At 71.6% G+C, this 25,203-nt stretch carries 20 protein-coding genes and 1 pseudogene; 13 read left to right on the plus strand and 8 right to left on the minus strand.

Features of this window, described 5'->3' with window-relative positions:
- The first annotated feature begins 50 nt into the window (after positions 1 to 50).
- The 3 genes from ACFY3L_RS06690 to ACFY3L_RS06700 all read left to right on the plus strand — a co-directional run bounded on the left by ACFY3L_RS06690 (position 51) and on the right by ACFY3L_RS06700 (position 3,447).
- Positions 51 to 1,169, plus strand: a complete 1,119-nt coding sequence (locus ACFY3L_RS06690; RefSeq protein WP_389321082.1) for an NADP-dependent malic enzyme — start codon at positions 51 to 53, stop codon at positions 1,167 to 1,169.
- A complete protein-coding gene (locus ACFY3L_RS06695; protein WP_389321085.1) occupies positions 1,166 to 2,119 on the plus strand; it encodes a zinc-binding dehydrogenase in 954 nt (317 codons plus the stop codon). Before ACFY3L_RS06690 ends, ACFY3L_RS06695 begins: the two co-directional genes overlap by 4 nt.
- A 917-nt stretch (positions 2,120 to 3,036) precedes the next feature.
- On the plus strand, positions 3,037 to 3,447 hold the full coding sequence (locus tag ACFY3L_RS06700; RefSeq protein ID WP_389319434.1) for a hypothetical protein: 411 nt from the start codon (positions 3,037 to 3,039) through the stop codon (positions 3,445 to 3,447).
- A gap of 611 nt (positions 3,448 to 4,058) precedes the next feature.
- Here the strand turns inward: ACFY3L_RS06700 and ACFY3L_RS06705 are convergent.
- Complete coding sequence (locus ACFY3L_RS06705) at positions 4,059 to 4,970, minus strand: alpha/beta hydrolase family protein (protein WP_389319436.1); 912 nt, start codon at positions 4,968 to 4,970, stop codon at positions 4,059 to 4,061.
- 73 nt (positions 4,971 to 5,043) lie between these two features.
- On the opposite strand from ACFY3L_RS06705, the gene ACFY3L_RS06710 reads away from it, so the two are divergent.
- Positions 5,044 to 5,661, plus strand: a complete 618-nt coding sequence (locus ACFY3L_RS06710) for a Pr6Pr family membrane protein (protein ID WP_389319437.1) — start codon at positions 5,044 to 5,046, stop codon at positions 5,659 to 5,661.
- Here ACFY3L_RS06710 and ACFY3L_RS06715 read toward each other — a convergent pair.
- Entirely contained in the window at positions 5,614 to 5,925 is a 312-nt protein-coding gene (locus tag ACFY3L_RS06715) for an FAD-linked oxidase C-terminal domain-containing protein (RefSeq protein WP_389321088.1), read from the minus strand. The genes ACFY3L_RS06710 and ACFY3L_RS06715 overlap by 48 nt on opposite strands.
- Between ACFY3L_RS06715 and ACFY3L_RS06720 the strand changes: the two genes are divergently transcribed.
- A complete protein-coding gene (locus tag ACFY3L_RS06720) occupies positions 5,809 to 6,306 on the plus strand; it encodes a hypothetical protein (protein WP_389321186.1) in 498 nt (165 codons plus the stop codon). The two genes, ACFY3L_RS06715 and ACFY3L_RS06720, sit on opposite strands and share 117 nt — an antisense overlap.
- Before the next feature lie 853 nt (positions 6,307 to 7,159).
- Here ACFY3L_RS06720 and ACFY3L_RS06725 read toward each other — a convergent pair.
- From ACFY3L_RS06725 to ACFY3L_RS06745, 5 genes are all read right to left on the minus strand, one after another.
- Positions 7,160 to 8,086 carry an alpha/beta hydrolase family protein gene (locus tag ACFY3L_RS06725; protein WP_389319439.1) on the minus strand — a complete coding sequence of 309 codons (927 nt, stop codon included), beginning with the start codon at positions 8,084 to 8,086 and terminating at the stop codon, positions 7,160 to 7,162.
- 527 nt (positions 8,087 to 8,613) lie between these two features.
- Positions 8,614 to 8,790 (minus strand): DUF6104 family protein, encoded by a 177-nt coding sequence (locus ACFY3L_RS06730; RefSeq protein WP_344503667.1) that lies wholly within the window; start codon positions 8,788 to 8,790, stop codon positions 8,614 to 8,616.
- 88 nt (positions 8,791 to 8,878) lie between these two features.
- On the minus strand, positions 8,879 to 12,625 hold the full coding sequence (locus ACFY3L_RS06735; protein ID WP_389319442.1) for a multifunctional oxoglutarate decarboxylase/oxoglutarate dehydrogenase thiamine pyrophosphate-binding subunit/dihydrolipoyllysine-residue succinyltransferase subunit: 3,747 nt from the start codon (positions 12,623 to 12,625) through the stop codon (positions 8,879 to 8,881).
- A 193-nt stretch (positions 12,626 to 12,818) separates the two neighbouring features.
- A complete protein-coding gene (locus ACFY3L_RS06740) occupies positions 12,819 to 13,745 on the minus strand; it encodes an ABC transporter permease subunit (protein WP_389319444.1) in 927 nt (308 codons plus the stop codon).
- Between the two features lie 85 nt (positions 13,746 to 13,830).
- Complete coding sequence (locus tag ACFY3L_RS06745; protein WP_389319446.1) at positions 13,831 to 14,742, minus strand: ABC transporter ATP-binding protein; 912 nt, start codon at positions 14,740 to 14,742, stop codon at positions 13,831 to 13,833.
- A 132-nt stretch (positions 14,743 to 14,874) separates the two neighbouring features.
- On the opposite strand from ACFY3L_RS06745, the gene ACFY3L_RS06750 reads away from it, so the two are divergent.
- A complete protein-coding gene (locus ACFY3L_RS06750; RefSeq protein ID WP_389319448.1) occupies positions 14,875 to 18,858 on the plus strand; it encodes a beta strand repeat-containing protein in 3,984 nt (1,327 codons plus the stop codon).
- A gap of 25 nt (positions 18,859 to 18,883) precedes the next feature.
- On the opposite strand, the gene ACFY3L_RS06755 is transcribed toward ACFY3L_RS06750, so the two are convergent.
- Positions 18,884 to 19,288 carry a DUF3052 domain-containing protein gene (locus ACFY3L_RS06755; RefSeq protein ID WP_389319450.1) on the minus strand — a complete coding sequence of 135 codons (405 nt, stop codon included), beginning with the start codon at positions 19,286 to 19,288 and terminating at the stop codon, positions 18,884 to 18,886.
- A 92-nt stretch (positions 19,289 to 19,380) separates the two neighbouring features.
- Between ACFY3L_RS06755 and ACFY3L_RS06760 the strand changes: the two genes are divergently transcribed.
- The 7 genes and pseudogenes from ACFY3L_RS06760 to ACFY3L_RS06790 all read left to right on the plus strand — a co-directional run.
- Positions 19,381 to 20,130 (plus strand): GNAT family N-acetyltransferase, encoded by a 750-nt coding sequence (locus ACFY3L_RS06760; protein WP_389319452.1) that lies wholly within the window; start codon positions 19,381 to 19,383, stop codon positions 20,128 to 20,130.
- A 5-nt stretch (positions 20,131 to 20,135) separates the two neighbouring features.
- A complete protein-coding gene (locus ACFY3L_RS06765) occupies positions 20,136 to 20,930 on the plus strand; it encodes a lysophospholipid acyltransferase family protein (RefSeq protein WP_389319454.1) in 795 nt (264 codons plus the stop codon).
- 56 nt (positions 20,931 to 20,986) lie between these two features.
- Positions 20,987 to 21,799 (plus strand): DUF4097 domain-containing protein, encoded by an 813-nt coding sequence (locus tag ACFY3L_RS06770; RefSeq protein WP_389319456.1) that lies wholly within the window; start codon positions 20,987 to 20,989, stop codon positions 21,797 to 21,799.
- Positions 21,799 to 22,425 carry a PadR family transcriptional regulator gene (locus tag ACFY3L_RS06775; protein WP_389319458.1) on the plus strand — a complete coding sequence of 209 codons (627 nt, stop codon included), beginning with the start codon at positions 21,799 to 21,801 and terminating at the stop codon, positions 22,423 to 22,425. Before ACFY3L_RS06770 ends, ACFY3L_RS06775 begins: the two co-directional genes overlap by 1 nt.
- An 82-nt stretch (positions 22,426 to 22,507) precedes the next feature.
- Positions 22,508 to 23,248 carry a response regulator transcription factor gene (locus ACFY3L_RS06780; RefSeq protein WP_344513665.1) on the plus strand — a complete coding sequence of 247 codons (741 nt, stop codon included), beginning with the start codon at positions 22,508 to 22,510 and terminating at the stop codon, positions 23,246 to 23,248.
- Between the two features lie 9 nt (positions 23,249 to 23,257).
- Positions 23,258 to 24,721: an ATP-binding protein gene (locus ACFY3L_RS06785; RefSeq protein ID WP_389319460.1), complete on the plus strand. Its 1,464-nt coding sequence runs from the start codon at positions 23,258 to 23,260 to the stop codon at positions 24,719 to 24,721.
- A pseudogene (locus tag ACFY3L_RS06790) lies at positions 24,718 to 25,203 on the plus strand (hypothetical protein); the annotation flags it as partial. The gene ACFY3L_RS06785 and the pseudogene ACFY3L_RS06790, both read left to right, overlap by 4 nt.

The raw sequence follows: 25,203 nt of genomic DNA on the forward strand, positions 1-25,203 counted from the left end.
CCAATCAGGCCCTCGAGGGGCCGGTTTTCGACCTGCACCAGGGCGGCAAGATGTCCGTCCAGTCCAGCGTCCCGCTCGCGACCCGTGAAGATCTCGCCCTGGCGTACACGCCGGGCGTCGCCCAGGTCTGTGAGGCCATCGCCGCCGACGAGGCGCTCGTCCACGAGCTGACCTGGGTCGGCCGGGCCGTCGCCGTGGTCACCGACGGCTCGGCGGTGCTCGGACTGGGCAACATCGGCCCGCGCGCCGCGATGCCGGTCATGGAGGGCAAGGCCGTCCTCTTCAAGCAGTTCGGCGGGGTGGACGCGGTGCCGATCTGCCTGGACACCCAGGACCCCGACGAGATCGTCGCGATCGTCACCGCCCTCGCACCGTCGTTCGGCGGCATCAACCTCGAGGACATCTCCGCGCCGCGGTGCTTCGAGATCGAGCGCCGCCTGGAAGCGACCCTGCCGATCCCCGTCTTCCACGACGACCAGCACGGCACCGCGATCGTCGTGCTCGCCGCGCTGCGCAACGCCGCCCGCGTCCTCGGCCGCGACCTGCGCGACCTGCGCATCGTCGTCAGCGGCGCCGGCGCGGCGGGCGTCGCCGTCACCAAGATGCTCATCAGCGGCGGCGCCGACGCCGGCGAGATCGTCGTGCTCGACTCCCGGGGCTGCCTGCACACCGGGCGCACCGATCTGAACCCGGAGAAGTCGGCGCTCGCCGCTCGTACCAACGCCGGCGGGATCACCGGTGACATCGTCAACGCGCTCCGTGGTGCCGACGTCCTCATCGGCGTCTCCGGTGGCACCATCGGCGAGGCGGCGCTGGCCGGCATGTCCCCCGGAGGAGCGATCTTCGCCCTCGCGAACCCGACGCCCGAGGTGCACCCGTCGGTCGCCGCGCGCTACGCGGCGGTCGTCGCCACCGGGCGCAGCGACTTCCCCAACCAGATCAACAACGTCCTCGCGTTCCCCGGCATCTTCCGCGGTGCCCTGGACGCCGGCGCGACCAGGATCACCGACGGCATGAAGGTCGCCGCGGCCTCCGCCATCGCCTCGGTGCTGGCCGTTGAGGAGCTGACCACGGACGCGATCGTGCCCAGCGCCCTGGACCCGCGTGTCGCGCCGGCCGTGGCCGCCGCGGTCGCCGCCGCCGCCCGCGCCGACGGTGTGTTGAGATAGCCGTCATGCGTGCAGCTTTCGCGTCCAGTTTCAACGACGCCGACCCCCTCGCCGGCCTCACGGTCGGCGAGGCCCCGGCGCCTGCCCCGGGCGACGGCTGGGCCGTGGTGGACGTGCGCGCCAGCGCCCTCAACCACCACGACCTGTGGTCGCTGCGCGGCGTCGGCCTCCGCGCCGAGCAGCTGCCGATGATCCTCGGCTGCGACGCCGCCGGCATCGGCCCCGACGGTGCCGAGGTCGTCGTGTACCCGGTGGTCTTCACCCCGTCGGGCGAGGTCTCGATCCTCTCGGAGTACTACCAGGGCACCGTCGCGGAGCAGGTCACCGTCCCCGCGTACAACCTCGTGCCCAAGCCGGCGGAGCTCACCTTCGCCGAGGCGGCCTGCCTGCCGACGGCGTGGCTGACCGCGTACCGGATGCTCACCACCAAGGGCCGCGTGGAGCCCGACCAGGCCGTCCTGGTCCAGGGCGCCGGCGGCGGCGTCGCCACTGCGGCGATCCTGCTCGCCAAGGCCCTGGGCGCCCGCGTCTACGCCACCTCCCGCGACGCCGAGAAGCGCGAGCGAGCCACTTCCCTGGGCGCCACCGCCTTCGACTCGGGAGCCCGCCTCCCCGAACGCGTGGACGTCATCATCGAAACCGTCGGCGAGGCCACCTTCGACCATTCGATGAAGTGCGCCAAACCCGGCGCCCGCATCGTCGTCTCCGGCGCCACCAGCGGCCACCTCCCGAAGGTCAACCTCCGCCGCATGTTCGCCCTGCAGCTGGAGATCCTGGGCACCAGCATGGGCACCCCGGAAGAACTCGCCGCGCTGATGACCCTCCTCGCCAAGACCGGCGTCCGCCCCGTGATCGACTCGATCATCCCCTTCTCCGAAGCCCGCACCGCCTTCGAGAAGCTCCACTCTGGCAACGTCTTCGGCAAGATCGTCCTCGACCACACCACCTGACCCCTTCAACCCGCCGCAGCTCGGGCGTGCCCGGCCTCCACACCAGGCACGCCCGTCCAGCACCCTCTGAGCGGCCGGCCCCTCCCACCCAGCCACCCGCCATCCGGTGCTGCTGAGGACCTCCCCACCCCGTCATCCCCCTGGGCCCACAGCCAGACCTCGACGCCTTTCTCGCGACGGGCTTTCTCGCAATGGGCTCTCTCGCGACGCCTCTCGCGACGGGCTTTCTCGCAACGGGCTCTCTCGCGGCGGCTCTGTCGCGACGCCTCTCTCGCAACGGGCTCTCTCGCGGCGGCTCTGTCGCGACGCCTCTCTCGCAACGGGCTCTCTCGGGACGGCTCTGTCGCGACGGGCTCTGTCGCGACGCCTCTCTCGGTGCCCCATCTCCCAGCACCCCGTCTCTCGACAGCCACGACCTTGGGCACCCTCAAAGCTCGACCCGTCCCCCTCGCCAGCCCCAGCCCGCGCCGAACCTGTCCGACGCAGCCCCTGACCCGCGCCGACCTGCCCCTGTCGGACCTGGCTGGTGCTGGACGTGACCCGCACTGGACGTTGCCCGCGCCGGGCCGTGGCGTGCCGGACCGTGGTCTGCGCTGAACCTGGCCCGCGGTGTCGACGGTGGCACCACAGCGAAAGGCGTACGGCGGCGGGCCGGCAGCCGTGCTCGTGGGACACGTTGTAGTCGCGGGTGTTGATCGTGAATTGGTCGTCCCGGGCGGTGCCCGATAGCGGACCGGAGCCAAAGCGGGTGCGCAGTTGCCGGCCTCGCCCCCCCCCCGCGATGACGTTGCCGACTGGCGACATGGGGCCGGGCCTTGCGAATTGACCGAGCGGCGGCCCGGCAAGGCCCGGGCAGGGCAGGCCCGGGCAGGCCGGGCAGGGCAGGCCCGGGCAGGCCACACGGCAGCTGCGCTTCGGTGGCACCGGTGCAGGTGGCCGGCGTGGTCGGTGTGGTCGGTGTGGTGCGGCCGGACGTGCTGCTGGCCGGGCGGCGCCCCGACGGGTGGGCGACGGCGATGGCGATGCGGACGTTTGAGGTGCTGGAGTGGCTTGCGGTTCTCGACGGGTCGTCGTACCAGAGCGCCGCGGCGGCGGGAGGGCGACCGGTGGCCCGGACGGTGGGGCGGTCGGCGATGCCGGGCGAATCGTCGAGCCACTGGACACTGACACCGCGACCGGTGGCGGCGTTGCTTCCCTGCGTGCGGACGGTGGCGGCGCCGCCGCATTCCTTCGGGTGGGTTGCGGTGGCGGGGTTGCTTCCCTGCGTGCGGACGGTGGCGGCGTCGCATTCCTTCGGGTGGGTAGCGGTGGCGGTGTTGCTCCGCTGAGGGCGGACTGTGGCGGCGGCGTCGCATTCCTGCGGACCGACGGTGGCGGCGGCGCCGCCCTTCTTCCGGTCGGTGGCGGTGGTGGCGTTGCTGTCGTGTGGACGGACTGTGGTGGCGGCGGAGCGGTTGGCCGTGGACGAGGTGGGGCGTCCGAGCGTGACGCCCTGCGCGCGCTCCCGGGCAGTACGGCCTCCAACGCGGGACGGGGTGTCGGGACGGCGGGCCGCGCTGGTGGCGGTGCATGTGGCGGGACGGCAGGACCTGTCGGCGGCGACTCGGCTGCCGCGGCACCCGACGGGGTGGGGCGGAGGCCGGCCAGGACGCGGGCGTTGTGCAGGCGGGTCAGCTTTGTCGCGTGACGGGTGGCCAGGCCGTGTCTGCGGGCCTGGGCGAACTCCGCCTTGGCTCGCTGCCGCTCCTCCCGACGGCGGCCGTGCTCCGCGGCCTGGGCCGCCAAACGTGCGCGCCAGTCGATCTGGCCGGTGGTGCAGCGGCCGGCGTCAGGGGCCTCCAGCGAGAAATATGGTCGTGGCACTGCCTGCCTCCCCCCGGCAAGAGCCGACGTCGCCGCCTCTATTCCTATGCTAGCATATGCCCATAGCGTCTCACGATCACAGGCGATCGTCGAAGGAGGGACCTTGCGGGAGTTGGCGGCGGGCGGTGGGGTCTCCGTAGAGCTCGAGGCGCAGGAAAGCCAGGGTCAGCGAGCGGACCTCGGTGAAGGAGGTGACGTCCGGGCGGAGGTAGGGGTCGTTGTGGTTGCCGCCGGGGACGGTCAGCATGGCCTTCGACCAGGGGACCACGTCGTAGGTGGCCTTGCCCGAGGCGTAGGAGACCAAGGGGTCGGCGTCGCCGTGGACGAAGAGCAGAGAGGCCGGGGTGCCGGTGAAGGCGGTGCCCACGCCCAGGCCACTGCCGGCCAGGATGATGCCGGCGTGGAGGCGGGCGTCGCGGCCCGCGGTGAAGAGGCCGACGGTGGTGATGGCGCCGGCGGAGTGGCCGGCGGCGGCAAGGCGGGTGCTGTCGATGCGTTTGCCGAGTGGGCCGGCGAGGACCTGGCTCAGCACGAAGCTGGCGTCGGCAGGCTGGTTGAGCACGTCGTAGACGTCCAGGCGGGGGGCGCTGCGGGTCGTGTTGGGATACGCGGGGGCGATCACCGCGAAGCCGGCCGACGCCCACGCGGTGAGCAGGGGAGTGAAGGCCTCGGGGGTGCCGTTGAGGCCATGGCTGAACACGACCGCCGGCACGCGGGAAGTGGTCGAGGGCATCCAGATGACGGTGCGCAGGACGCGGCCTTCGCGGTGGTAGGTCACCTCCTGGCGCGACACGTCGAGTGCGCTCTGGGGCACGGGGAGGGGAGGTAGCGGCGTGACCTGGGCGAGTTGTGGGGCGACGGTCGCGGCCGGGGAAGGCGACGGCGTGACCCACTTGGCCGGCGCCGGCTGGCCGGTGCAGCCAGCGAGGCCGGGGGCAGCGAGGCCGGCGAGGCCAGCGGTCAGCAGGGCCACGACGAGACGGCGCATGGCATCCACCGTACGAGGCGGACCCCAGGATCAAGGCTGGCCCGGCGGGCGATTTCCGGCTAGGTTGCGGCGCATGTCCGTCGTCTTCCGGGTGCTCACCGCGGTGAGTGCATTGACCGGGATCGTCCTGCTGCTCGACTACACAAACGGCGACGGGGGAGTGTTCGTCTACTTCACCGTGCAGAGCAGCGTGATCATCGCGGTGGTGTCGGCCCTGGCGGCGCTGCGCCCGGTGCCGGGGTGGGTGCGTGGGGCGGCGACGCTGTACAGCTGCATCACCGGCACGGTGTATCACTCGTTGCTGGCGAATCCGTCCAGCCCGTTCCACGTGGTGGATTCCGGGGCGCACGCACCGCACAACCTGCTGCTGCACACGGTGACGCCGATCCTCGCCGCGGTCACCTGGCTGTTCGTCGACAGGGAGCCGGTCCGCTGGTGGTATGCGGCCGTCTGGCTCGGCTATCCCCTGGCGTATCTGGGTTTTGCGCTGGTACGCGGGGCGATCGTCGACAAGTATCCATACCCGTTCGTCGACGCGAATGAGCTCGGTTACGGCGGCGTGACGATCTCGGCGCTCGGCTTCACCGTGGCGTTCTTCCTGCTCGGGCTGCTGCTCATCGGACTGGGCGAGGGAGTCCGGCGATTAACTGGGCAGCAGCGCGCCCGGGTTGAGGATCCCGCGGGGGTCTAGCGTGCGCTTCGTGGCCCGCAGCACGTCGGTGAAGGGCGGGTCGGGCGACACCGTCGGCATCTGCCGGCTCGCGCACCCGATCGAGCCACGGCAGGTGGTCCCGGCCGACCGCGTGATGGTGGGTGATGGTGTCGCCGGCGCTGGGTGATGGCCGGGGCTGACGGTGGCCTCGACCTCGTCCCAGAGCATGACATCGGCGCCGCGCCGGGCCGGCGTGATGACGGTGAAGTGCGGCGCCGGGCCGTCGGAGTGCGCGTGAGTGATCCGGCAGGTGACCACGGCGACGCGAGCCGGCGCGGCGGCGATCTCGGCCGTGTGCAGTGCCTCGAAGCGGCTTCACGTGTACGCGGTTTCGACGATCAGGCCGATGGCGAGGCGAGCTTGCGCGGCGGCGATCTCGGCTGTGTGCAGTGCCTCGAAGCGGCTTCACGTGTACGCGGTTTCGACGGTCGGGCCGATGGCGAGGCGAGCTTGCGTGGTGGTGATCTCGGCTGTGTGCAGTGCCTCGAAGTGGCTTCACGTGTACGCGGTTTCGACGATCGGGCCGATGGCGAGGCGAGCTTGCGTGGTGGTGATCTCGGCCGTGTGCAGTGCCTCGAAGCGGCTTCACGTGCAGGCGGTCTCGACGATCAGGCCGGTCTTTGATGAGGGCATCGCGGGTGTACGGCGCGCAGAAACGACGATCGCCAGTTGCCGACATGGCCGCCTTGCCCCGAGCCGCAGCTGGCGACGCCACCGCGAGAACGGCCGGAGCTGACAAAAGCTGCCGCTGGAACGGCAGGAGGCGCTGCCGGGGCCGGAGCCGATGAAGCCGCCGCTGGAAGGGGTGGAGCCTGCGAAGCCGCGGCTGGAGCGGCCGGGGCTGGAGGAACCGTCATCGGAGCTACCCGGGGCCAAACCGCCGACGGAGTCGGCGGCGCCACCGAACGGAGCCACCCGAGCCGTCGGAGTGCTGAGCAGGGCCGCCGGAGTTGTGGGCGCGGGTGCCGGACCTGTGAAGAGGGCTGCTGGAGTTGTGGGCAGGAGCGCCAGAGTATCGAGCAGGGCTGCCGGAGCCGTCAGTGGAGTGGGCGGGGTGGGCGGCGCCGCCGGAGGTTGTGGGCGGGAGTGTCGGTGTCTTGGGTAGGGCTGCCAGAGCCGTCAGCGGAGTGGGCAGGGTGAGCAGTGGGGGCGCCGCTGTGGTCGGTGCAGAGGGCGAGGGCGTCGTTCAGGGGGAGTGCTGTCGGGGCATTGAAGGCGAGCAGCAACGGGGCCTGGCCGTCGGTGGTTCCCGTGTTCAGCATCGTCTCCACGATCGCCCGGTAGCAGCGGCCCGTCGGTGGGCGTCAACGATCGCTGCCGCTGTTCGGTCATCGACGGAGAGTGCCACAATCCGACACGTTCGGCTACTGCCCGCGGGGCAGGTCATCGGTATTCTGGCGGCCATGCCCGATGAGCGCGTTGACCCAAGTCAGAACACTCAGGCATTCCAGGCATGGGTGGACAACACCGAGACGGCTCAGCCCGCCGCGACCGGCTCCAAGGTCGGCCTCGTCGTGGCCGGCGCTGTCGTCGCGGTCGTTGCGATCGTCGTCGTGGTGCTCGCGCTGCTGTAGATTCCCACCGATTCGAACCGGGTCACTCCGTCGAGCCTGGCGTCGTCGTCCAGCGTGAGCCGGGCGGTGTCGTCGCCGTCGAGGGTCCAGGCGAGGAAGTTCAGCACCGTCGCCATCGCCTGGTGGTGCCCGCGCTCGGGGTCGTTGGTGCCGGCGCCGTGCTCGCCGCCGATGATTGTCAGGAACGCCTTCGGCCACGGGTCCGCGCCGTACGACGTGCGCCCCTGCTCATACGCCACGACGGGGTCCTTGTCGCCGTGTATGAACAGCAGCGGCACCGGGCTGCCCTGGTACTTCCCGGCAGGACGGCCCGCGAAGATGACCCCGGCCTTCAGGCGCGGGTCGCGGTGCACCGTGAACAGCCCGTCGGTCGTCGTCCCGCCGCCGGAGTGCCCGATCGCCGCCATCCGCTCGGGGTCGATGCTGTCGGCCATCGGGTTGTCCGGCTGCAGCATCTGCGTGATGACGAACGACGCGTCCAGCGACTGGTTCGGCACATCGAGCTTGTTGAACTTCGGCGTGTCCTTCTTCGTGAATGGATACGCCGGAGCGACGACCACGTACCCGGCCTCCGCCAGGAACTTGGTCATGCCCTCCTGCATCTGCGGATTGCTGTAGAAGCCGTGGCTCCAGAGGATCAGCGGCAGCTTCCCGGACAGTGGCTCGGCGCCGCCCTGGACCTGCCCCCTGGTCCGCTGGGCCGAGCCCCGCGTCGGGTACCACACGGTCGTGGGGAGCGGCCGGTCCTTGCCCCGGGCGAAGTTGAAGTGCCGCACGCCGACCGCATAGCCGCTGATCCGCGCCGCCTGAGCACCGGCGGCCGCGGTCAAGGGCTGCTCCTCGGCCTCAGAGGCCGAAAAAGCGCCGCCCAGAAGGAGCAGGGCGGCGGCCAGGAGCGACACGGTTGCGGATCGGTTGCGACTTCGGGGCACGTACAGAATGTAAGTGGACCATGCACTACGCGGGGATCACCCGACTGGGGACAACTGATTGTCTTGCCGGACTACACCAAGTTGTCCTCGATCGACCCAATTGGCGGATGCGGCCCGCAGCCACGCTGAATTGCAGCGACCCCTTGCCCCGACAATTCGGAAATGTCCGTCATCTCTGGCCGCCGCAGCCGACCGTTGTGGTCACCGCGGCAGGTGTACGACCAGCGCCCGCACGGTCAACGACAGCCAGGCGACGGGAGATGCGCCCATGCGGCTCGTCGGAACGAAATCGCGAATCGCCGGCAGTCGCACCCGCCCGGCCGGCGACGGCACCGGAGGGTCACATTCCGGATAAATCGGATTCGTCCATCGAAATGCGCTGAACGAAGCCGCCCGAGCCTGGCGGAGAAAGTGGAGAGGGGCGGTCAGTCCTCGTCGTCGTCCAGGCGGGCCAGGTAGACGGCGAGGCGTTCGATCGGCGTCTCGAACTCGGGGTTCTGGTCGACGAAGTCACGCAGGCGTTCGGCGAGCCATTCGAGGGTGACCTCCTCCTCGCCCCGGCGCTGGGCGAGCTCCTCGATACCGCGGTCGGTGAAGTACATGGGCACCTCCAATGGAACCGGGGAGGGCGCGAGCCCTCCCCGGAACGGAACGAGACGAGACGACGGAACGAGACGAAACGACAGAAGGTCAGCGCTTCGGCAGCGCGGCCTCGATGAGGGCCTGCTGTTCGGCGTCGTGGAGCTTGGTGGAGCCGACCGCGGGAGCGGCGGCGGCGGGGCGGGAGATGCGGCGCAGGCCGACGCCCTGGAGGTGCTCCAGGAGGTTGAGGGCGATGAACGACCAGGCGCCCTGGTTGGCCGGCTCCTCCTGGACCCAGGCGAAGTCCTCCGCGTTGGGGAACTGCGCCAGCGCCGCGCGCAGCTCCTCCACCGGCATCGGGTAGAGCTGCTCGACCCGGATGATGGCGGTGTCGGTGATGTCGCGCTCGGTGCGGGCCTGCAGCAGGTCGTAGAAGACCTTGCCGGAGCAGAGCAGGACGCGCTTGACGCCGGCCGCGTTCAGGGCCGAGCCCTTGATGCCGGGGTCGCCGAGGACGGTGGCGAAGGTGCCGGTGGTGAAGTCCTCGACCGGCGACACGCACAGCCGGTGCCGCAGCAGCGACTTGGGCGTGAAGACGACGAGCGGCTTCTTCTTCGGCGACAGCGCCTGGCGGCGCAGCAGGTGGAAGTGGTTCGCCGGGGTGGTCGGCACCGCGACCCGCATGTTGTCCTCGGCGCACAGCTGCAGGTACCGCTCCAGCCGGCCCGACGTGTGGTCGGGGCCCTGACCCTCGTGCGAGTGCGGCAGGAGCAGCGTCACGGCGGTGCGCTGGCCCCACTTGACCTCGCCGGAGGAGATGAACTCGTCCACGATGGACTGGGCGCCGTTGACGAAGTCGCCGAACTGCGCCTCCCACATGACGAGGGCGTCGGGGTTCTCGACGGAGTAGCCGTACTCGAAGCCCATCGCGGCGAACTCCGACAGCAGGGAGTCGTAGACGAAGAGCTTCGCGCTGTCCTTGATGAGGGCGGACATCGGCATGTAGTCGGCGCCGGTCTCCGCGTCGACGATCGCGGCGTGCCGCTGCACGAAGGTGCCGCGGCGGGAGTCCTGGCCGGAGAGCCGGACGGTGACGCCCTGGTTGACCAGCGAGCCGAACGCGATGACCTCGCCGAAGCCCCAGTCGATGTCGCCGGCGGCGGCCATCTTCGCGCGGCGGTCCAGCAGCTGCTGGACACGCTTGTGCGGGGTGAAGCCGTCGGGGAGCTTGACGTGCGCCTCGCCGATCGCGTGCAGGACCGAGACGTCGATCGCGGTCTCGACCACCGGCTCCGGCTCGGGCTCGCGCAGGCGGGTGAGGCGCGACGCCGGGTTGGAGGACGCGTCGCGGGTCGCCTTGAACACCGTCTCCAGCTGCTCGTGGTAGTCCTTGAGCAGGGCCTCGGCCTCGGTGATCGGGATGTCGCCGCGGCCGATGAGCTCCTCGGTGTAGATCTTCCGCACCGAGCGCTTCTGGTCGATGATCGCGTACATCAGCGGGTTGGTCATCGACGGGTCGTCGCCCTCGTTGTGCCCGCGGCGCCGGTAGCAGACCAGGTCGATGACGACGTCCTTGTTGAACGCCTGGCGGTACTCGAAGGCGAGCCGCGCGACGCGGACCACGGCCTCCGGGTCGTCGCCGTTCACGTGGAAGATCGGCGCCTGGATCATGCGGGCGACGTCGGTGGAGTACAGCGAGGAGCGCGAGTACTCCGGCGCGGTGGTGAAGCCGACCTGGTTGTTGACGACGACGTGGACGGTGCCGCCGGTGCGGTAGCCGCGCAGCTGCGACAGGTTGAGCGTCTCGGCGACCACGCCCTGGCCGGCGAACGCGGCGTCGCCGTGGATCAGCAGCGGCAGGACCGTGTAGCCCTCGAGCTTGAGGTCGATCGAGTCCTGCTTGGCTCGCACGATGCCTTCGAGGACCGGGTTGACGGCCTCCAGGTGCGACGGGTTCGCCACCACGGAGACGGTCGTGGCGTGCTCGCCGTCGGGGTGGGTGAACTTGCCGGTCATGCCCAGGTGGTACTTGACGTCGCCGGAGCCGTGCGCCGACTTCAGGTCCAGGTGCCCCTCGAACTCGGAGAAGATCTTCTCGTAGGGCTTGCCGACGATGTTGGCCAGGACGTTGAGGCGGCCGCGGTGCGCCATGCCGATGACGACCTCGTCGAGGCCGCCCTCGGCCGAGTTCTGCAGGATCTCGTCGAGCAGCGGGATCAGCGACTCGCCACCCTCGAGGGAGAAGCGGCGCTGGCCGACGTACTTCGTCTGCAGGAACGTCTCGAACGCCTCGGCGGCGTTGAGGCGGTTGAGGATGTGCTTCTGCTCGGCGGTGTCGGGCTTCTCGTACGGCTTCTCGACCCGCTCGGCGACCCAGCGCCGCTCCTCCGGGTCCATGATGTGCATGTACTCGACGCCGACGCGGCGGCAGTAGGAGTCGCGCAGGACGCCGAGGACGGCCCGCAGCTTCATCTTCTGCTTGCCGGCGAAGCCGCCGACGGGGAAGACCCGGTCCAGGTCCCACAGCGTCAGCCCGTGCTCGAGCACGTCGAGGTCCGGGTGGCGGCGGATGCGGAACTCCAGCGGGTCGGTGTCGGCCATCAGGTGGCCGCGGACCCGGTAGGCGTGGATGAGCTCGACGACCCGGGCCGCCTTGTCGATCTGTCCTTCGCTGGTCCGGGCGACGTCGCGCACCCAGCGGACCGGCTCGTACGGGATCCGCAGCGCCGTGAAGATCTGGTCGTAGAACCCGTGCTCGCCGAGCAGCAGCTCGTGCATGACCTTGAGGAACTCGCCGGACTGCGCGCCCTGGATGATCCGGTGGTCGTAGGTGCTGGTCAGCGTCAGGATCTTGCTGATGCCGAGGTCGGCGAGGGTCTCGTCGGACATGCCGGCGTAGGGCGCCGGGTACTCCATGGCGCCGACGCCGATGATCGTGCCCTGGCCGGCCATCAGCCGCGGCATGGAGTGCACGGTGCCGATGCCGCCCGGGTTGGTCAGCGACACTGTGGCGCCGCTGTGGTCCTCCATGGTCAGCTCGTTGCGCCGGGCCCGCCGCACGATGTCCTCATACGCCGACCAGAACTGCCGGAAGTCCATGGTGTCGGCGGCCTTGATGCTCGGCACCACCAAGTTGCGCGAGCCGTCGGGCTTGACCAGGTCGATCGCGATGCCGAGGTTGACGTGCTCGGGCTGGACCAGGTTGGGCTTGCCGTCGATCTCGGCGAACGAGTTGTTCATCTCCGGGTGCGCGGCGAGCGCCCGGACCATCGCGAAACCGATCAGGTGGGTGAAGCTGACCTTGCCACCCCGGCCGCGAGCCAGGTGGTTGTTGATCACGACGCGGTTGTCGGACAGCAGCTTCGCCGGCACGGCGCGCACGCTCGTGGCGGTCGGCACCTCCAGCGAGGCGTCCATGTTCTGCACGATGCGGGCCGCGACGCCGCGGAGCGGGACGTGCTTCGCGCCACCCTGCGGAGCGGGCTCGGCCTTCGGAGCCGCCTTGGCCGCGGGAGCAGCGGCCTTGGGCGCCGCGGGCGCGGCCTTCGGAGCCGCGGGAGGGGCCTTCGGCGCCGCCGGAGCGGGCGCGGCGGGAGCCGGAGCGGCAGGAGCCTGCGCGGCGGGGGCCGGCGCGGTCGTGGTCACGGCCGCCGGCTCAGCCACCTCGGCAGGCGCCGCCGAGGTGCCCTCGGCGCCGTCCCCGCTCGGCTTGTAGTCGGCGAAGAAGTCGTGCCACGCGGGGTCCACGCTGGCCGGGTCGGCGAGGTACCTCTGATACATGTCCTCGACGATCCACTCGTTCGGGCCGAAACCCGCCAAGGGGTTCTCCTGCGAGTTGGTCGCTTGGGTCGACACGGCTGCTGATCGCCTCTTCCAAACGGAGTAGCTGGGGTCACGGATCCGCGTCAAGGCTACGCGCTGCCTAACGCTCGTTCGTCGCCGACGCCCGCCGGAGTGACCATGTAGACGACGGCATGGGTCCAACCCATACAACTGTGGCCGCCTTCCGGCGGCCACAACTGTCGGAGATCTGCCTCAGATGAATGGGTCAGGCGATGTCGCGCTTCCGGGTGATCAGCGTGCCGACGGTGCCGAGGACGGCCGCCCAGACGATGAGCACGACCGCGCCGGCCCAGCGTGGCGGCAGGTCCACGCCGCCGAGCTGGGTGGCCAGGCCGCCGACGACGTGCGACGACGCCAGCGGCGGGATGTAGACCGCGCTCTCCATGACCCAGTCCTTCTTGATCACCAGCTCATGGATCAGGCTGAGGACGATGATCGCGGCCCAGGTGCCGACGGTGTAGAGGCAGGCCGCGGTGATCGTCGCGCCGATCTGGCTGCGGATCAGCACCCCGATGCCGATGCCGAAGACCGCCCACAGCACGTACACCAGCAGGTTCAGCAGTATGGCCTGCTGTGCCGTCCAGTGGCCCAGGCTGTTGGTGAGGCCCTCGGCGCCGAAGTAGAGCACCCCGCCGACGATCGAGATCACGGTGGTGATCAGCCAGAACAGCACGCCCGCCAGGCCCGCCGTGATGAGCTTCGCGGTGATCACCCGGGTGCGGCGAGGGGTCGCGAGGAACGTCGCGGTCGCCGTCTGGTGGTAGAACTCGTTGGTGATGATCAGGATCGCCACGAGCATCACCAGGAGCAGGCCGAAGAACTGGCCCGAGGTGTAGATGTTGGCGGCGTAGCCGGCGAGCTTGCCGGCCGTGTGCGCCTTGGCGACCTTGGCCTCCTCCTCCTGCTGGAGCTGCCGCTGGTCCGCCTCGAACTGGGCCCGCTGCTCCTCGGTGAGGTTCGGCGGCGGCTCGGCCTGCTGGTAGTTGGCGTAGTTGTTGGTCAGCTCCGAGCTGGTCTGCTCGATGTTGATCCAGAGTGCGAGGCCGGTGAAGACCAGCGAGATCAGCAGGAAGATCCACCACATGTTCGTGGTGCGCACCTTCAGCAGCTCGCTGCGGATGAGCCGGGTCATGCCGCCACCTCCGCTGCGCTCGGGCGCCGGCCTGATCCGGGCACTGCGCTCATGATGACCAACTCCTCGCTCCGCTGCGGGTCGCTCATCGGATGGCCGCCTTTCCCTGGGTCAGTTCGAGGAACACGTGCTCCAGGTCGGGTCGCTCGTTGACCAGCTCGTGCAGCTCGATCCCCGCCTGCAGGGCCAGCCGGCCGACGGCCGGGGCGTCCAGGCCGGTGACCACGTGGCTGTCGTTGCCGTTGGGCTGGATCGAGGCGCCCGCGGTCCGCACCGCGGCGACCAGCTCCGTCAGGTTGGGCGTCCGCACCCGGGTGCGGGGCGCGCTGGAGTCGCCGCCGACGATCTGCTCGACCGGGCCCTGGGTGACGAGGCGGCCGGCGGCGATGATGACGACGTCGTCGGCGAGGATCTCCATCTCCGACAGCAGGTGGCTGGAGACCAGCACGGTGCGGCCCTGCTGGGCCAGGCCCTTCAGCAGCCCGCGCATCCAGCGGATGCCCTCCGGGTCGAGGCCGTTGGCGGGCTCGTCGAGGATCAGCACCTGCGGGTCGCCGAGCATCGCCTGGGCGATGCCGAGCCGCTGCTTCATGCCCAGCGAGTAGCCACGGAACTTGCGCCTCGCGGCGGGGGTGAGCCCGACCAGCTCCAGCATCTTGTCGACCTGGGTGTCCGGGATGCCGGCCGCGGCCGCGACGATGCGCAGGTGGTTGCGGGCGGTCCGGCCCTTGTGCGCGGCCGAGGCCTCCAGGATCGCGCCGGCCAGCCGGAGCGGCTCGGCGACGTCGGCGTAGCGCTGGCCGCCGATGGTCGCGGTGCCCGACGTCGGGGTCACCAGGTTGAGGATCATGCGTAGCGTCGTGGTCTTGCCGGCGCCGTTGGGGCCGAGGAACCCGGTGACGCGACCCGGCTCGACCACGAACGACAGGTGATCGACGGCCGTGACGTTCTTGTACCGCTTCGTCAGGTCGGAGACCACGATCTGTCCGTTGGACAACGTGCCGCTCCCTCCAAGAGAGTGAAGTCGTCAATATGGCACGCCGCGTCCACGCGCCGCCGCCCCGCCCCGGCACGGATCAACACGAGGAAAACTCGCTCATAGCAGAGCGTATCCACGTATACACGATAGGTGACATTCCGGATCGCGATCATGGCGCTTCTGCTCCTCCCCGCAGCCGTCGCAGGGATGGCGAGAAGCGCTGCGGCAGACATCGTCGACGCGTTCCGCCCCGTGTACTCGGTCAACGACAGCGGGTCGATCGTGCTGCGCGGCAACGCCAACCTGACCTGCGACGACACCAGCCCGACCTGCACGGCGGCGCGGAACGGCGGCGGCACCGGCGGCCAGCTCAACAACAACGGCTACAAGATGCGCCATGTGGACGTCGATGACGAGCCGACCGTCAACTCCAGCACCGCCGACCTCCCGGTCCCGGACGGCGCGACCGTGCTCTACGCCGGGCTCTTCTGGGGAGGGGACACGGCGCCGGGCACGGGCACGCCGGCCCCCGACGAGAGCCGCAGGAACACCGTGAAGTTCAAGGTGCCCGGCGGCGCGTACCGGACGATCACCGCGAACCGGCTCACCGACGTCACCACGTTCCCCGGCCACCGGCCGTACCAGGGCTACGCCGACGTGTCGTCGCTCGTCGCGGGCGCCGGCGGCGGCACGTACGCGGTCGCCGACATCCAGGCCGCCACCGGCGTCAACGACCGCTACGCCGCCTGGTCCCTCGCCGTCGTCCTGCACGACCCGGCGCAGCCGGTGCGCAACCTCGTCGTCTACGACGGCTTCGGCTCGGTGCGCGGCATCACCCCCGCCGACGCGACGGTCAGCATCCCGGTCACCGGCTTCCAGACCCCGCCGACCGGGGCCGTCACCACCAGCCTCGGCGCCGTCGCATACGAGGGCGACGCCGGCAGCGGCGGCGACAGCGTCCGCCTCGACGGCACGCCGCTGACCGACGCGCGCAACCCGGCGACGAACTTCTTCAACAGCACCGTCAGCGACCACGGCGCGGCCGTCACCGCCCGTAACCCCGCCGACACCAACCTCCTCGGCTTCGACATCGACCAGGTCGACGCGAGCGGCGTGCTGGCCAACGGCGCGAACAGCGCGACGATCACCCTCCAGACCACCGCGGTCACCGGCGAGACGTTCTACCCGGGCGTGATCACGTTCGCGACCGACCTCTACGCGCCGCGGCTCACCGCGGTCAAGACCGCCACCGACGTCAACGGCGGCGACCTGGAGCGTGGCGACGAGATCCGGTACACGATCGAGGTCGGCAACGACGGGCTCGCCCCCGCCGAGGACGCCCAGCTCGCCGACGCCGTGCCGCCCGGGACGACGTTCGTGCCGGGGAGCCTGACGATCGACGGCGCGACCCAGAGCGACCCCGTGGACACCGATCGTGCCGAGTTCAGTGCTGATGTCGTCGTTTTCAGAATTGGTACCGGCAGCGACGCCACACACGGAGGCCACCTGGCGGTCGGTGACAAGGTCGTCGCCGGCTATCGCGTCACGGCGGGCGCCCCCGGCGCCACTGGCGCGACGAGCATCCGCAACGTCGCTCACGCCGCCGCCACCGGCACGGACACCGGGGTGAAGCTGCGCACCCCGTCCAACCCGGCCACGCAGGACCTGCCCGCGACGGGCCCGGCCGCCGACCTGGCGGTCACCGCCGCCGGCCCGCGGGTCGTGCAGGGCGCCGGCCCGGTCAGGATCCCGGTGACGCTCACCAACACCGGCCCCGCCACCGCCACCGGCGTCACCCTGACCGCGGTCCTGCCGGCGGGCGTGAGCGGCGACCCCGCGAGCGCCGGCCCCTGCGCCTGGGCGGCCGCGCAGGCCCTGACGTGCCCCGTGGGGACGCTCACCGCCGGTGCCACGTTCACCGTCGACGTCGTGGCGATCGTCAGCGCCGCCGCCGCGCACCACACCGAGGTCACCGCGGCCGTCACGTCCTCGACCACCGACCCGGTGGCCGCGAACGACACCGCGACCGCCGCCGTCGTGCGCAACACCGCCCCGGCGCCGGTCCCGGACGCGGCGACCGTCGCCGCCGGCGGCACCGTGACGATCCCCGCCGCGGCCAACGACACCGACCCCGACGGCGACACCGTGCGCGTCGCCGGCATCGCCACGCCGCCCACCGGCGGGCACGCGATCGTCGACGCCACCGGCACGGTCCGCTACACGGCCGGCCAGCACGCCGGCACCGACACCTTCACCTACGTCGCCGCCGACGCGAACGGCGGCACCGCGACCTCGACGGTGACCGTGACCGTCACCGCCGCCGGCCCGCCCGGCCCCGACGCCGCCCCCGTCGCGGCGGACGACACGGTGACGGTGCCCACCGGGGCCACGTCCGCGACGTTCGACCCGCTCGCCAACGACACCGACCCCGACGGCGACCAGCTCACCGTCATCGGGATCGGCGGCGACGGCTCCGGCGCGCCCGCCGGGGGCACCGTCACGCGCACCGCGTCCGGGATGCTCGTCTACACGCCGCGGGAGGGCTTCCGGGGTGCCGACAGCTTCACGTACACCGTGGGCGACGGCAACGGAGGGCACTCCACCGCCACCGTGACGGTCACCGCGGCCGACCGCGCCCCGGTCGCCGGTGCCGACGAGCGCAGCACCCCGGCCGGCACCCCGGTCGACGTGGATGTGCTCGCCAACGACACCGACCCGGACCCCGGCGACCCGCTGACCGTGGCCGCCTGGGACGCCACCACCACCCACGGCGGCACCGTCACGCGCAGCGGCGGCCTGCTGCGGTATGCGCCGGCGGCGGGGTTCTCGGGCGACGACACCTTCACGTACACCGTGAGCGACGGCAACGGCAGTTCGACCGGCACGGTCACCGTCCACGTCGGCCCGGCCGGGGCGCCGGCGCCGCGGGCTGACGCCGCGAGCACCCCGACCGGCACCCCGGTGACCGTCGACGTCCTCGCGAACGACGCGGACCCGGCCGCCACCGTCACGTCGGTCACGCCCGGCGCGCACGGCACGACCGCGATCGGCGCCGGCGGGACCGTCACCTACACGCCGCGGGGCGGCTTCTCCGGCGTCGACACGTTCAGCTATGCCGTCAGCGACGGCCGCGGCGGGCTCGGCACCGCGACCGTCACCGTCACCGTGTTCAACCAGGCGCCGGTGGGCGTGGACGACACGCTGCGCGCGCCGGCCGGGGGCGCGGTCGTCGTGCCCGTCCTCGCCAACGACACCGACGCCAACGCCGACACCCTGCGGGCCGTCGCCGCGACCGGTGCCGCGCACGGCACGCTGCGGATCGTCGGCGGCACCGTGCAGTACACCCCGGTGGCGGGCTACCGGGGCGCCGACAGCTTCACGTACACCCTGAGCGACGGCAACGGGGGCACCAGCACCGCCGCGGTGACGCTCGACGTCACGGGTGGCGCACCGGTCGCCGGCGCCGATGCCGTGGCCACCGCCCCGGGCGTCGCCGTGACCGTGACCGTGATCGGCAACGACAGCGACCCCGACGGCGACCCGCTCACGGTGGCCGCGGCCGGCCGGCCCGGGCACGGCGGCACCGTGCTCAACGGCGACGGGACCGTCACGTACACGCCCGCGGACGGGTTCGAGGGGGTCGACACCTTCACCTACACGCTGCGCGACGCCACCGGCCTGCAGGGCACCGGGACCGTGACCGTGACGGTCGGGCCGCACACCGGCCCGGTGGTGGTGACCACGCCGATGGTGACGACGCCGGCCGGGAGCGGCGCGAAGACGATCACCCCGCTGGACAACGTCAAGGACCCCGACGGCGACCCGCTGAAGGTCGTCGGCGTGACCCAGCCGGCGAACGGCACCGCCGTGCTCAACGCCGACGGGACCGTCACGTACACGCCGGACAAGGGCTTCACCGGCGCGGACGCCTTCACCTACACCGTCACCGACGGCACCGCCACGGTCGCCGGCACCGTCGAGGTGATGGTCGGCGCGGTCGACCTGCCGGTCACCGGCGGCGCGGTGGCGCCGCACGCGATCGCGGGCCTGCTCATGCTGCTCGCCGGCTGGGTCCTGCGGTTCCTGCCGGCGCTGTCCTTCACGTCCGGTCGGCGACCTGGATCACGTGCTTGAGCGCGGTTCCTGCCGGTGCTGTGCTTCACGTCCGGTCGGCGACCCGGATCACGTGCTTGAGGCCGGACCACACGTCGTCGATGGCGCAGACCTTGACGTCCACCCGGCCGTGCGCCAAGGCGAAGTCGCGGACCCCGTTCTCGTCGAGGTCGGTCGCCATGCCCGAGGAGCGCTTCGGCCAGGCGACCCACAGCGCGCCGCCGGGTGGCGTCAGCCGGTGCAGCACCGGCCAGCGCCGCCGCAACCTGGCCTGATCAGGGCAGAAGCAGACGATCACGTCGTAGAGGCCGGGCGCGCCGCGACGGTGCAGGACCACGTCGGACGGCAGTTCGTGCAGCTCGAACCCGGCCGGCGCCCCGTCGAGCAGCACGCGGTGCCCGGCGCTGACGCCGAGCTTCTTGGGTAGTGGAGTCCCTGAATATCCCGCCATGCCTGACCACGGTAGTCATCGTTCACCCGCCCGCCATGCGGGTAACCAGTCACCGTCAGCCAGCCGCAGGGGTCGAGCCTTACACCGAAAGCATGACGATTCTCGCCGTCGCCGCCGACCCGGTCGGGGTCGACGAAACCGATCGCTACACCCTGCTGGTGGCCACGGACGGTGACCAGGTCCGGGCCGCACAACGGCTCCGCCACGACGTCTTCGCCGGTGAACTCGGCGCCAGGCTGCACCCCGGCACGCCGGGGCTGGACGTCGACGCGTTCGACGAGCACTGCGACCACCTCATCATCCGTGACGAGCGCACCGGCGACGTCGTCGGCACGTACCGGATGCTGCCGCCGGACCGCGCGGTGGCCGCCGGCGGGCTCTACGCCGACACCGAGTTCGACCTCGCGGGCCTGCACCAGCTGCGCGGGGGCCTGGTCGAGACCGGCCGCTCCTGCGTGCACCCCGACCACCGCAGCGGCGCCGTGATCAACCTGATGTGGGCCGGCATCGCGCGGTACATGCACCTGCACGGCCACCGCTGGCTCGGCGGGTGCGCGTCGGTGCCGGTCGCCGACGCCGCCGGGGTGTGGGACCTCGCCCAGCGCAAGCACCTCGTGCCGCCCGCCTGGCGGGTCCGGCCGCGCAACCCCCTCGCGCTGGACGGGCCGGTGCCGGCCAAGGTCGAGGTGCCGCCGCTGCTCAAGGGGTACCTGCGGCTCGGCGCCTGGATCGGCGGCGAGCCCGCGCACGACCCCGACTTCGACTGCGCCGACTTCTACGTGCTGCTGTCGCTGGATCGGGTCAACCCGCGGTACATGCGGCACTTCCTCGGTCAGGAGTGAGCGCGGTGGCCGTCGTCGACTCGCTCTGGCTGCCGCGCTCGACCTGCGACGTGAGCTGCCTGCCGGCCCGCTCGGACGAGCACGTCCCGGTCACGACGATGGTGAAGCGGATCGTCGTGACCGGGTCGGTTGTGCTGCTCGCGGTGCTCGCGGTGCCGGTCCTGGCCCTGCTGCCGCAGCGGCACCTGATCGCCGTGCAGCGCCGGCTCGCCCGCGCGGTGCTCGCCGGGCTCGGGATCTCGCACCGGGCCGTCGGCCGGGTCCCGCAGTCCGGCGCGCTGCTGGTCGCCAACCACGTCTCGTGGCTCGACGTGGTCGTGATCCTCGCGCACGCGCCGGCCAAGCTCCTCGCCAAGCGCGAGGTGCGCCAGTGGCCGCTGATCGGCCGGCTCGCCGCCACCCTCGGCACCGTCTTCGTCGACCGGTCCCGGCCCAAGACCCTGCCGGCCACCGTCGGGCGGATCAGCGCCGAGCTCGCCGCCGGTGGCGTGGTCGCCGTCTTCCCGGAGGGCACCACCTGGTGCGGCCGGATGGGCGGCACCTTCCGGCCGGCGATGTTCCAGGCCGCGGTCGACGCGGCCGCCCCGGTCGTGCCGGTGCGGCTCACGTTCGCCCAGAACGGCACGCCGACGACGGTCGCCGCGTTCATCGGCGACGAGACCCTGGCCACCTCGCTGCGCCGGGTCGTCGCCGCCCGCGGGCTGTCGATCGAGCTGAAGGCGCACGCCAAGCTGTACCCGGAGCCGGCCTCCTCCCGCCGCGTCCTGGCCCGCGCCGCGACCTCGGTGGTGGCCGCCTAGAACATCCGGGACACGACAGTCGCGATGTATCGCGTTTGTCTGCTACCTTCGGTGGCATGACGACGTGGAACATCGCCGAGCCCACGCGGCTCGAGCTCAAGGGGGAGGTCAAGGACCTCCAGGTCACGCTGGTCGGCGGCCGGGTGAACGTCGTCGGCGCCGACGGACCCGCCCGGGTCGAGGTCACCGCGATCGGTGAGCGCCCGGTCACGGTCGTCCTCGACGACGACGGCGTGCTGCGCGTCTCGCACGGGCGCGTCCCCAAGTGGCCGGGCTTCTTCTGGTGGCTCTTCCACAACCGGTTCAAGGTCGACGTCTCCGTCATGGTCCCCGACCGGACCCCGGCAACGCTCAACGTCGTCTCCGGCTCCGTCATCCTCTCCTCGCTGCGGGCCGGCGCCAAGGTGGACGCGACCAGCGCCCGGGTCACCCTGCTCGGCCTGGACGGCCCCGTCGCCGCCAAGGTGATCTCCGGCTCCATCGAGGCGCTCACCCTCGACGGCGAGGCCGACCTGGAGACCGTCTCCGGCGAGATCGTCGTCGCCGACTCCACCGCGCGGAAGGTCCACGCCCGGGCGATCTCCGGCTCGATCACGTGCGACCTCGACAACCCGCCCGTCGACACCGACGTGCGGCTGGAGACCGTCTCCGGCGAGATCACCGCCCGGGTCCGTGAGGACAGCGACCTGCAGGTCCACCTCAGCGCGATCTCCGGGCGGGTGGTCAACGCGTTCCCCGGCCTCGACCAGGTCGGCCGCAGCGCCGTCACCGGGCGGCTCGGCACCGGCACCGGCCGCCTGACCGCCAACGCGACGTCTGGCACGATCACCTTGTTGTGCCGGCCGGTCGATCTGGACGAGGATTCCTGATGAGTGCGGTGTTCAGTCACGGGCGGTTGCGGCTGTACCTGCTGAAGCTGCTCAACGAAGGACCCCGCCACGGGTATGACCTGATCCGGCTCCTGGAGAACCGCTTCCACGGCCTGTACGCGCCCTCCGCCGGCACGATCTACCCGCGCCTGCAGCGGATGGAGGCCGACGGGCTGGTCAGCCACACCGCGTCCGGCGGCCGGAAGGTGTATGACATCACCGACGCCGGGCGGGCCGAGCTGGTGCAGCGCGCCGCCGAGCTGGAGCGCCTCGAGACCGACATCAATGCTTCCCTCGCCGACCTGTCGACCCTTGCCGACGAGGTCGAGCAGGGCGTCCACGGCTCGGTGCGCGACCTCAAGCGCGAGCTGAAGGAGGCCGGCAAGCAGGCCCGCACCGCACCCGCCTGGGGCTGGGGCTACCCGCCACGGCCCGGCGCCGCCGGCACCACCAGACCGGCGCCCGCGCCCGGTGACGCCGCCGCCGAGCTGGAGGAGAAGGCCGCCCAGCTGCTCGCGGAGGTGCGCCGGCTGGCCCGCGCCGGCCGCGCCAGCCAGGAGACGATGCGTGCCACGCTGGTCGTCCTCGACGGCGCGATCGATCAGGTGCGGCGACTTCTGCGCTAGCTTTGGGTGACGGGGCGGGGTGTCCAGGAACTTCCCAGGCAACCATCAGCCCTGCTCCAGCGGGAGGCGGAAGACTATGCGCATGGGGGTACGAGGCGGCGTCGCACAATCCGGGGGTGCCCCGTCGCCAGGCGTTGCGCAGGCTGAGGCGAGACTGCTCGTGGTCGAGGACGATCCGAACATCCGCGAGCTCCTCTCGGCCAGCCTGCGTTTCGCCGGATTTGCGGTTGACGCGGTGACCACCGGTGCCGAGGCGGTCACCGCGGCCCGCGATGCGAAGCCCGACCTGGTCGTGCTCGACGTGATGCTGCCCGACCTCGACGGTTTCGAGGTCATCCGGCGGCTCCGTGAGGGTGGCGTCCGGCTTCCCGTCGTGTTCCTCACCGCCCGGGACGGCACCGAGGACAAGGTCCGCGGCCTGACGCTCGGCGGCGACGACTATGTCACCAAGCCGTTCAGCCTGGAGGAGCTCACCGCGCGGATCCGCGCCGTGCTGCGCCGCACCGCCGGCGACCCCGGGCCCAACCGGCTGGTCTTCCACGACCTGGAGCTCGACGAGGAGACCCACGAGGTGTCCCGCGCCGGGCAGACGATCGCCCTGTCGCCGACCGAGTTCAAGCTGCTGCGCTACCTGATGCTCAACGCCGGCCGCGTGCTGTCCAAGGCGCAGATCCTCGACTTCGTGTGGAACTACGACTTCCGCGGCGACGACAGCATCGTGGAGTCGTACATCTCCTACCTGCGGCGCAAGGTGGACATCGCCGAGCCGCGGCTGATCCACACCCTGCGCGGCGTGGGCTACGTCCTCCGCCTTCCCGTCTGAGGCCCACCGATGGTGCGGTTCATCGCCGACGTGCCGCTGCGGGTCAAGCTGATCGCCGCGGTGCTCACGCTCGTCACCATGGCGCTGCTGGTCATCGGCGTCGCCAGTGCCCTGGTTATGAAGAGCAGCATGTTCGACAAGGTCGACCAGCAGCTGCGGACGATGGCCGAGACCGTCGACCTGAGCCGGCTGGCGCTGACCGACACCAGCCAGGACACGATCCTGCAGAGCAACTACTACATCGCCTGGGTCACGCAGCTGCGCTCCGGCAAGCTCGAGACCGGCGTCGTCGGCACCCGCCAGGACGCCGACGCGCCGCCCATCCCCGGCACGTGGGAGGACCTCGAGAAGCACCTGGGCGTGCCGTACACGGCGACCACCGCGAAGACCCATGAACGCTGGCGCATCCTGATCATCCAGCGCCAGGACACGCTGCTGCTCGTCGCGGAGAGCCTCTCGATGGTCGACAGCGCCGTCGACGAGCTCGTCGCCGCGGAGCTGTTCGTCGGCGCCGGCGTCCTCGTCGTGCTCGCCGCCGTCGGCGTCGCCATGGTCCGCGCCAGCCTCCAGCCGCTGCGCGAGATCGAGCGCACCGCCGCCGCGATCGCCGCCGGCGACCTCACCCGCCGGGTGCCCGAGAGCCCGCCGGAGACGGAGATGGGGCACCTCGCCGCCGCGCTCAACGCCATGCTCGCCCAGATCGAGGGCGCCTTCAGGCTGCGCGAGGCGTCCGAGGAGCGCATGCGGCAGTTCATCGCCGACGCCTCCCACGAGCTGCGCACGCCGCTGACCACGATCCGGGGCTTCGCCGAGCTGTACCGGGTGGGCGCCGTCAGCGAGCCGGGGGAGACACTGAAGCGCATCGAGGACGAGGCCGCCCGCATGGGCCTGCTGGTCGAGGACCTGCTCATGCTTGCCCGCCTCGACCAGGAGCGCCCCCTGGCGCTGGCCGACATGGACCTGCGCGTCATCGCCAGCGACGCGGTGGCCGCCGCCCGGGCCGTCGCCCCCGACCGCACCGTCGACCTGGAGATCGAGAGGGACGAGCCGATCGAGGTCAACGGCGACGAGTCCCGCCTGCGCCAGGTCGTCGGCAACCTCATGACCAACGCCCTCACCCACACGCCCGCCGGCACGCCCGTCGCCCTGCGCCTGCGCCGCGACGGCACCGACGCCCTCATCGAGGTCGCCGACCACGGCCCGGGCCTCACCGAGGAGCACGCCGCCCGCGTCTTCGAGCGCTTCTACCGGGTGGACAAGGCCCGCACCCGCAGCAAGGCCAGCGGCTCGCACAGCGGCAGCGGCCTGGGCCTGGCGATCGTGGCCGCCCTCGTCGCCGTCCACCACGGCACCGTCTCCGTCTTCAACACCCCCGGCGGCGGCGCCACCTTCCAGGTCCGGCTCCCGCTCACAGGCGGTTCCCAGGCCGCGGTCAGTGGTTTGCAAGCTGCCGTCGCCAAGCTCAAATCATGAGCGAACAGCAGGGATGGGCGCCGGACCCAGCCGACGAGCAGGGTCGGGCGTCGGGCCCGGCCGCAGAGCCGGCCACCGAGCCGGCCAGCACCACCGCCGGGCTTTCGAGCCCCACGCCCCCCGGCATCTCGCCGGGCACCGGGCCGGCTGACCGCACGCCGGCCGGCGCCACCCCGGGCTTCGACACCACGCAGGACCACCTGATGCGGTCCGAGACGCCCCCCACCTGGCCGACGAACCCGGCCGCCCCGGCCACCGGCGCCGCCGACACCCAAAACCCGGCCCGGACCTGGCCCACCACACCCCAGGCCACGCCACCCGCGCTCGCCACGCCACCCGCGCTCGCCACGCCGGCCACGCCGCCGGGGCTGCCCGCGCCCGCCGCCCCTGGCTCGAAGCCCGCCGCGTCCGCTGGTCATGACTCGCAGCCCGCCGCGTCCGCCGCCCCTGGTCACGACCCCCGGCCCGCCGCGCCCGGTTCG

It is taken from the genome of Dactylosporangium sp. NPDC000521, assembly GCF_042898305.1.
Taxonomy (GTDB): Bacteria; Actinomycetota; Actinomycetes; order Mycobacteriales; family Micromonosporaceae; genus Dactylosporangium.